The organism is Natribacillus halophilus (genome assembly GCF_900100185.1).
GTDB classification, from domain to species: domain Bacteria; phylum Bacillota; class Bacilli; order Bacillales; family Marinococcaceae; genus Natribacillus; species Natribacillus halophilus.
The window spans coordinates 21,759-29,378 of sequence record NZ_FNEN01000024.1; the positions used below are offsets into that span (position 1 = coordinate 21,759).

Annotated in this window: 9 protein-coding genes; 7 read left to right on the forward strand and 2 right to left on the reverse strand. The window is 46.1% G+C overall.

Annotation, left to right across the window (positions count from 1 at the left end; translation table 11 throughout):
* The first annotated feature begins 78 nt into the window (after nucleotides 1-78).
* Together BLS58_RS15920 and opp4C are read left to right on the forward strand one after the other, a co-directional pair.
* A complete protein-coding gene (locus BLS58_RS15920; protein WP_090399962.1) occupies nucleotides 79-1,026 on the forward strand; it encodes an ABC transporter permease in 948 nt (315 codons plus the stop codon).
* A gap of 31 nt (nucleotides 1,027-1,057) precedes the next feature.
* The gene (opp4C, locus tag BLS58_RS15925) at nucleotides 1,058-1,966 is read left to right on the forward strand and encodes an oligopeptide ABC transporter permease (protein ID WP_090399977.1); all 909 of its coding nucleotides are present in this window, start codon (nucleotides 1,058-1,060) and stop codon (nucleotides 1,964-1,966) included.
* A 33-nt stretch (nucleotides 1,967-1,999) separates the two neighbouring features.
* On the opposite strand, the gene BLS58_RS15930 is transcribed toward opp4C, so the two are convergent.
* Nucleotides 2,000-2,557 carry a GNAT family N-acetyltransferase gene (locus BLS58_RS15930; protein ID WP_090399964.1) on the reverse strand — a complete coding sequence of 186 codons (558 nt, stop codon included), beginning with the start codon at nucleotides 2,555-2,557 and terminating at the stop codon, nucleotides 2,000-2,002.
* A gap of 215 nt (nucleotides 2,558-2,772) precedes the next feature.
* Here BLS58_RS15930 and mntA point away from each other — a divergent pair, with 215 nt between their 5' ends.
* Together mntA and hepT are read left to right on the forward strand one after the other, a co-directional pair.
* Nucleotides 2,773-3,192, forward strand: coding sequence for a type VII toxin-antitoxin system MntA family adenylyltransferase antitoxin (gene mntA / locus BLS58_RS15935; RefSeq protein WP_090399966.1), 420 nt, complete (start codon nucleotides 2,773-2,775; stop codon nucleotides 3,190-3,192).
* The gene (gene hepT / locus BLS58_RS15940; protein ID WP_090399968.1) at nucleotides 3,170-3,580 is read left to right on the forward strand and encodes a type VII toxin-antitoxin system HepT family RNase toxin; all 411 of its coding nucleotides are present in this window, start codon (nucleotides 3,170-3,172) and stop codon (nucleotides 3,578-3,580) included. Before mntA ends, hepT begins: the two co-directional genes overlap by 23 nt.
* 339 nt (nucleotides 3,581-3,919) lie before the next feature.
* On the opposite strand, the gene BLS58_RS17715 is transcribed toward hepT, so the two are convergent.
* On the reverse strand, nucleotides 3,920-4,078 hold the full coding sequence (locus BLS58_RS17715) for a hypothetical protein (RefSeq protein ID WP_176764809.1): 159 nt from the start codon (nucleotides 4,076-4,078) through the stop codon (nucleotides 3,920-3,922).
* Between the two features lie 281 nt (nucleotides 4,079-4,359).
* On the opposite strand from BLS58_RS17715, the gene BLS58_RS15945 reads away from it, so the two are divergent.
* The 3 genes from BLS58_RS15945 to BLS58_RS15955 are packed head-to-tail and all read left to right on the forward strand — an operon-like array spanning nucleotide 4,360 to nucleotide 7,385.
* Complete coding sequence (locus tag BLS58_RS15945; protein WP_090399970.1) at nucleotides 4,360-5,481, forward strand: glycosyltransferase; 1,122 nt, start codon at nucleotides 4,360-4,362, stop codon at nucleotides 5,479-5,481.
* A 1-nt stretch (nucleotide 5,482) separates the two neighbouring features.
* On the forward strand, nucleotides 5,483-6,628 hold the full coding sequence (locus BLS58_RS15950; protein ID WP_090399973.1) for a glycosyltransferase: 1,146 nt from the start codon (nucleotides 5,483-5,485) through the stop codon (nucleotides 6,626-6,628).
* Entirely contained in the window at nucleotides 6,618-7,385 is a 768-nt protein-coding gene (locus BLS58_RS15955; protein ID WP_090399979.1) for a glycosyltransferase family 2 protein, read from the forward strand. Before BLS58_RS15950 ends, BLS58_RS15955 begins: the two co-directional genes overlap by 11 nt.
* The last annotated feature ends 235 nt before the right edge of the window (nucleotides 7,386-7,620 follow it).

Sequence of the window (7,620 nt, forward strand, 5' to 3'; positions counted from 1 at the left end):
AAGCAGGGGGCAGGCGATGTCGCCCTCTGCTTTGCTACATATGACGGGCGTTTACATCGAGATAAAGGAGATCTTAAGATGACGACATATATTATCCGGCGCATCCTCATGACTATCCCGATTTTAATCGGCATATCGATCATATCATTCGGGATTATGCAATTTGCTCCTGGGGAGCCGACTGCATTGGATCTCGATCCGAATATTTCTCCTGAAGATCGTGAAGAACAATTGGACGAAATGGGGTTAAATGATCCTATTCCTGTCCAATACGTCCGCTGGGCAGGTAATATTTTACAAGGGGAATTGGGCACCTCGTTCATCACTAATCGTGACGTCGGTTCAATGATATGGGAACGCCTACCGAATACCCTTGTTCTCATGATAAGTTCAACCATTATGACGATGATCGTCGCAATCCCAATCGGTATTATTTCAGCAATGCGGCAATACTCAGCACGAGATTATGTTTTTACCTTTGCTTCTTTTATTGGTGTGTCGATTCCAAATTTCTGGTTGGGACTTATGTTAATCATATTTTTAAGCGTACAGCTGAGTTTATTTCCGGTTGGTGGCGTCGGTACATTAGGTGGAGATTTTGATATCCTGGACCGCTTGCATCATCTGTTTTTGCCTGCGCTCGTGCTCGCAACCGCCGATATGGCACAGATGACTCGGTATACACGGACAAGCATGCTTGAAGTAAAAAATCAAGATTATATTCGGACCGCTCGGGCGAAAGGGTTTAAAGAGCGTCGAGTCGTTTATAAGCATGGCCTTCGTAACGCATTGATGCCTTTGATCACCATGTTTGGGTTGCTGTTGCCGACATTTATCGGAGGCTCCGTCGTTGTCGAGCAAATTTTTACATGGCCGGGAATCGGTCACTTGTTCCTTGAAAGCACGTTCCAGCGTGATTATCCAGTTATTATGGCGTTAACTATGTTTGGTGCAGGCTTAGTTGTCGTTGGTAACTTAATTGCAGACATTCTCTATGCGATTGTTGATCCGCGTATTGAATATTAAGGAGGTAGGGCACCCCATGAATACAAACGAGATGAAACAAAAAGCTAAGTCGCCCCCTCCTGCTTCAGGGGCAGAGACGTTAAGTGAGCACGAATCGATGTTCAGAATTATCACTAAAAAATTTTTCCAGAATAAGCTCGCGGTCCTTGGCCTTATAATTTTGTTGGTCATTATTAGCAGCGCTGTGCTAGCGCCCTGGCTGGCGACGCATGATCCTAATGCGCAATCGCTGACTGATCGCTTAGCACCGCCAAGTGCGGATAATTGGTTAGGAGCCGATCATTTAGGACGTGATATTTACAGTCGCATTTTATATGCCGGGCAAATGTCATTATGGGTTGGTTTTGCTGCGATGTTGAGCGCGACAACGATCGGTGTGGTGATTGGTTCGATCGCCGGTTTTTTTGGCGGCTGGGTCGATGCAGTGCTGATGCGTATCGTTGATATTATCATTTCTTTTCCAAGCATCTTTTTATTGATTACGATTATTTCTGTGTTCAGACCGGCTCCGTCTATGCTGATCGTTGTTTTCGGTCTATTGTCGTGGACGACAACGGCACGGCTTGTGCGGAGTGAATTTTTATCGTTTAAAGAGCGGGAATTCGTTTTGGCTGCGAGAACATTAGGACTACCGACGCGGCGAATTATTTTTGGCCATATTTTGCCCAACGCGATCGGTCCGGTTATCGTGGCTGCAACACTCGCGATTGGCATGTTTATCATCGCAGAATCAACACTTAGTTTCCTCGGTCTTGGCATCAGCCCTCCAACCGCAACGTGGGGGAATATGCTGTCGGATTCCCAGGATTTAACGATTTTCTTAACTGCTTGGTACTATCCGTTTTTCCCGGGGTTGATGATTTTTATTACCGTGCTTAGTTTTAACTTCGTCGGTGACGGGCTGCGGGATGCCCTGGATCCGCGGGTGATGGAGAAATAAACGGGAGCGTAGCCTTTTTGGGGGCTACGCTCCTTATGGTTGCAGGAAGTATGCCATGGCAATTAAGTCATCATAGTTTTGCTGATCGAACTTAATCGCCTTTCTTTGCCTGGCTTCTTCTATGAACCCCAGATTACTGTACAAACGGATTGCAGGGGCATTACCTGCAAGTACCTCCAGGTTGATTTTTTCAATGAGGGGATGGTTTTGTCCCCAATCGAGTAAAGTATGAACGAGTGCTCGGCCGATGCCTTGGGCTCTGTACGCTGGCAAGACACTCATCCCAAATGATCCTTGGTGTTGGACACGCGCTTTATGGCCATTATGATAATCCAGGAAGCCGATGATGTGATTGTTACACTCGGCGATTAGCGCTAAATTGTTAGGATCGCTTAATAGTTTTTCCAGGCTAGCTTTTTGTTGTTCTGTATTGATGAGAAACTCCTCGGGCGTCGTGAGCAGGAATCGCGCTTCCTTGATGATGGTTTGATTGTACGTTAATAGTTTTTCGGCGTCTTCGGGCAATGCCGTTCGGATGGTGTAGGTTTGGTTGTTTTTTGTGTTGAATGTTGTGGTTTCGACCTCAGCCATGCGGAGCCTCCTCGCGTTGTATTTTCAGGTGACACCTTTCGGGTCTGCGGCCATTCTGTTTGGGGTGTCACTCCCTACGGGTGACACCGTTCAGCTCAGACATCATCGCGGTTGAGGTGTCACCCCTTGCTCAATTTCATGCGCTCTGTTTGTGTTATAATATTCCCAGTTCAATAAGAGGAGAAACTTCCGTAAAACTGAGAGGAGACAATGTCATGGAAAGTGCGTTAAAGAAAAATGAAATCGTAGACGCAGTGCGGGAACGATTGGATGTTTACGCTATATATCTTTTCGGCTCAGCCGCTCGGAACGAACAGCGCCTGGATAGTGATCTGGACATTGCTTTTTTAAGTGATCAATCCTATCCTCCTTACGATCTCTTTATTTACGGGGAGGAACTCGCCGGTATTTTGCATTGTGATGTTGATTTAGTCGATATGAATCAGGCTTCAACGGTTATGCAAAAGCAGGTTATTGGGGAAGGGGTCTTGTTGCTGGATGAGCGACCCTATGAACGGCAACTGTTCACCCTCCGTGTGTTAAAGGAGTACGCCTATCTGAACGAGGAGAGAGCAGAAGTGTTGGAAGCCTATGGATTTGGGGGGATGGCACATGGTCGACGATATTATTATTAATAAAACGGCAATCATCCACCGTTGTTTAGCGCGTATTCGTGAGGTGTATGATCATGATTCGGAGAATTTGCACGACATAACGAAGCAGGATTCAATTATCCTGAATCTTCATCGAGCCTGTGAAGCAAGTATTGACCTCGCCATGCACATCGTGTCCATCCATCAACTAGGCATTCCGAATACAAGTCGGGAAGCTTTCCAACTGTTGGGTGAAAATCAATTTTTGGATCGACAGCTCAGCGAGCGGATGCAAAAAATGGTCGGTTTCCGGAATGTAGCTATTCATGATTATCAACGGATGCAGGTGTCGGTCTTGCAAGCGATCATCGAGAATCATCTCTCCGATTTCACCGAATTTACCGAGGCAGTAAGGGAATCTTCGCAATAGCAAGTGAGTTCGCTGATATAATCATAAAGTCGCCGATATATTCGTGAGATCGCTGATAAAATAGTGGAGATTCACCGTTTTCCCGGATAACAGCCCACCTGACTGTGCCTCAATTGTAAAGTAAAACTCCTTTAAGTATATAAGCCTGGAAGTTAGGCGATGCTTAAAAAAAGGAGTGAATCACTTGGGCAAATACGCAACCCTAAAATATGTAAGCAAGGTGGCAGATCAACAACTGAAGCGAAATGCTGAAGCTATAAAAAAGAACGAACGAACTTTGAAAAAAATGAAAAAAGAAAAGTGAAAAAGCTAACCTTCCCCCGTTAGCTTTTTCACTGTTTATTTTGTAAGCAGACGTTCATTTTCTTCGATTGTCTTCTCATTGGATTTAATAGTAGCTTTAATATATGCAGGTATTGTACGGGAAGTTCGTTTTATCAAGGTCAATTTACCACTGTTTTTTTTGGATGGGTTCACCACAGTATTTTTTTTAGTCATTCGTGTTCCCCTCCTGCCATTTGGTTACCATCAAACACATGATGCTTAGATGGTTAATCAAGTACTCTATGTATAGTATATCTTGATCTTCCATTCCGGACAAGTCCGATTCTCTTAAATAGAGATATAATAATCTATTATACCAAAATAGATGCAGTGGTTGCTATTAGTATTTGCGTGTAATGTGAATCTAGCCATCTACAGCTTGACTAAACATCCATTTAATTTAAAATGGATAATGGAGTCGTTCGAAACAGAATCCGGAAAGGCCGTTTGCACATATGAAAAAGGTCAATGTGTTATTTTTTATATACGAATTGGGGGCTGGTGGGGCTGCCCGGACGTTATTGAACATTATCAATCATCTGGATCGGACGCGCTTCAATCCAATCCTGGTGACCCTCAACTTCGATGGCGCGTATGAACAGGATTTAGCGTCGGATGTAAAAATGATCAAGCTGAATACGCAGCGGCTCCGGAAAGCGGTTTTTCCATTGGCAAAGGTGATACGCAAAGAAAACATCGACCTTGTTTTCAGCACGCAATTCCCCGATTTGAATGTAATCGCTATCCTGGGCAACTTCTTTTCCTTCACGCGCGCGAAAAGCATCGTGCGTGAAGCGGACCATTTCGGCGGTGGGTTTCGAACGAATGCGAAGCTTTTGATCACCGGCTTATTTTACAAATACGCCCGCCAGGTCATTTCCTTATCGGAAGGGGTCAAGGAAAATCTCGTCAGGCGTTACAAGGTGAAAGCGGACAATATCAAAGTGATTCATAATCCGGTTGACATAGAAAATATTCAGGAGAAAATGAACGAAGACATTGAAGCCGAACATAAAAATATATTTGCCACCGAAGAGCCCGTCATCATAACGGCAGGGCGGCTGGTGGAACAAAAAGATCAGCAAACGCTGCTTAGGGCGTTTGCCAAAGTGAATCAACAGCTCAAAAGCCGCTTGTTGATTCTCGGGGAAGGGCCATTACTAGAATCACTGCAACAGCAGGCGGAAGATTTAAACGTGAAAGAGCGCGTGTATTTTATCGGTTTTCAGGATAATCCTTATCGTTACTTTCAACGAGCGGATTTATTTGTGTTATCATCCAAGCATGAAGGGTTTAGCCATGTCATTGCCGAAGCATTGGCTTCGGGCACACTCGTTGTGTCCACGGATTGTCACTCAGGCCCGGCTGAAGTGCTGAACGAGGGAGAGTTCGGCACCTTGTGTGAAGTTGGGAATGAAACGCAGATGGCCAGCCAGATAGTGGAAGTGTTGACCCTTTCAGATCAGCAGCGGGTCGATAGCGTACAAAAGGGATATAAACGAGCGCATGATTTCAAGGCGGAACACATCGTACAACAGTACGAACAAACCTTTATGGATGCACTGGGGAGCGGCTAAAATGGCAAAAACAGTTGCGCACATGACATCAGTACATCATCCGTTCGATACGAGAATTTATCATAAAGAATGCCGATCGCTGCAGCACGCGGGCTATGATGTTACGTTGATCGCTCCCGAAACCGACAGCGCAAGTGAGATCAACATTCTCCCCATTAAAAAATATACCAATAAATTTTTGCGCATGGCTTTTTCCACTTACCAAGTATACAAACAGGCGCGCCAGCTGGACGCGGATTATTATCATTTTCACGACCCGGAATTATTGCCGATCGGCTGGTTGCTGAAGAAAAAAAACAACGTCGTCATCTACGACATACATGAAGATTACGCGACGAGCATTATGCAAAAAGAATATATCCCCCGGCCGATACGAAAACTAATTACAAAAACATATAAACGGATGGAAAATGTGCTCGGGCGCGACATGGCATTTTGTTTGGCGGAAAAATATTACGAGGAGCTGTATCCGCACGGGCAAACGATATTGAATTACCCGCTCCTCGATCAATCGTTGTTGAACAAAGAGGTGAGCGAAGACGTCGGACAACCGGAAAACAAGTTGTTGTACACCGGGAATATCGATGTGGATCGGGGGGCATACGTGCAGGCGCGCCTGCCGCTCATAGACGAGGAGATTACTGTTTATTTTTTCGGCAAGTGCTCCCGTGAAGTCGCCGATAACATGTATGAGACCGCCGGAGCCGAGAAGGACAGGCTCATCATCGAGGGCATTGAACGCTATGTGCCCCGCGAAGACATTGATCATCAATACATGAACCGGCGCTGGCTCGCGGGGCTCGCACTCTTTCCCCCTACGGACCATTATAAGCGCAAAGAGCTCACCAAATTTTTTGAGTATATGAGTGCCGGCATTCCGATCCTATGTTCCAATTTCCCGGTATGGCAAGCGTTCATCGATCGCTATCAATGCGGGATCGCCGTTGATCCGCAAGATAAAGCGGACATTCAGGACGCGCTTGAATATTTACGCTTGTATCCGGAAGAAGCGGCGAAAATGGGCCGAAACGGCCAAAAGGCCGTCCGGGAAGAATTAAACTGGCAAAAGGAAGAAGAAAAGCTTCTGCAATGGTATGATGAGCTTAGCAGGAAGGCGCGTGAGATTGGTGACGAACATGCAAAATGACGATGCCATGCCGCTCATCTCCATCATCACGCCGAGCTACAATTCCGAAACCTATATTCCGCATGCGATTCGCTCCGTACAGGCCCAGACGTACACCAACTGGGAAATGATCATTACGGATGATTGCTCTACCGATGGTACGGTGGCAACGGTCCAGCCGTTTTTGAAAGATGAACGGATCAAGTTAATAGAGCTCGCCGAGAACAGCGGTCCCGGTGTGGCCCGAAATACGTCCATCGAACAAGCCGGCGGCCGTTATCTCGCGTTTTTGGATGCGGATGATCAGTGGTTGCCGGAAAAACTGGAAAAGCAACTACGGTTTATGCAGGAAGGGCGCATTGCCTTTTCGTTTACCTCCTATATGAAGATAAAAAAAGATGGCACCGACACTGGCACGATTGTCAGTGTCCCCGAGAAAGTAGACTATGGACAGTTACTCAAGCAAAATGTGATCGGCTGTTTAACGGTGATGTTGGACCGGGAGAAGCTCGGGGAAGTGAAGATGAATCCGATGCGTACACGCCAGGATTTTGCCCTCTGGCTCAGCCTATGCCGACAGGGGTGGTCGGCCCACGGCTTTCAGGAAGCACTCGCCAAATACAGGGTTGTCGAGCACTCCATCTCCAGCAATAAAATCACGATGGCGAAAAACAACTGGCGGATGTATCGGGATATTGAACAGCTGAGTTTACCCCGCAGCCTTTGGTATTTCCTTCATTATGTCATCTTGAGTTCCAAAAAATATATGACAAAATGACCGATAAGGATGCCGACGGGACAGGGACATCGCACTTATGTCTGGAGTGTCGGAGATGCGAAAATATCAATTCCATCCATTTGGGATATCACAACGAGCGTCTTTAAAGAGAAATAAAATTAACCTTTTTGAGGCGTAACCACCAGAGGGATTAGACAAGCGGAGTGATCCCTCATCCTGAGGTCGAGCTACTCCGAAAGGAACAAGAAGAACGAATTAATCCCTCACCCGGGGG

Bases quoted from the DNA above. Each gene is read 5' to 3' on its own strand.
- BLS58_RS15920 (WP_090399962.1), top strand. From the start codon at position 79: ATGACGACATATATTATCCGGCGCATCCTCATGACTATCCCGATTTTA.
- opp4C (WP_090399977.1), top strand. From the start codon at position 1,058: ATGAAACAAAAAGCTAAGTCGCCCCCTCCTGCTTCAGGGGCAGAGACG.
- BLS58_RS15930 (WP_090399964.1), bottom strand. From the start codon at position 2,557: ATGGCTGAGGTCGAAACCACAACATTCAACACAAAAAACAACCAAACC.
- mntA (WP_090399966.1), top strand. From the start codon at position 2,773: ATGGAAAGTGCGTTAAAGAAAAATGAAATCGTAGACGCAGTGCGGGAA.
- hepT (WP_090399968.1), top strand. From the start codon at position 3,170: ATGGTCGACGATATTATTATTAATAAAACGGCAATCATCCACCGTTGT.
- BLS58_RS17715 (WP_176764809.1), bottom strand. From the start codon at position 4,078: ATGACTAAAAAAAATACTGTGGTGAACCCATCCAAAAAAAACAGTGGT.
- BLS58_RS15945 (WP_090399970.1), top strand. From the start codon at position 4,360: ATGAAAAAGGTCAATGTGTTATTTTTTATATACGAATTGGGGGCTGGT.
- BLS58_RS15950 (WP_090399973.1), top strand. From the start codon at position 5,483: ATGGCAAAAACAGTTGCGCACATGACATCAGTACATCATCCGTTCGAT.
- BLS58_RS15955 (WP_090399979.1), top strand. From the start codon at position 6,618: ATGCAAAATGACGATGCCATGCCGCTCATCTCCATCATCACGCCGAGC.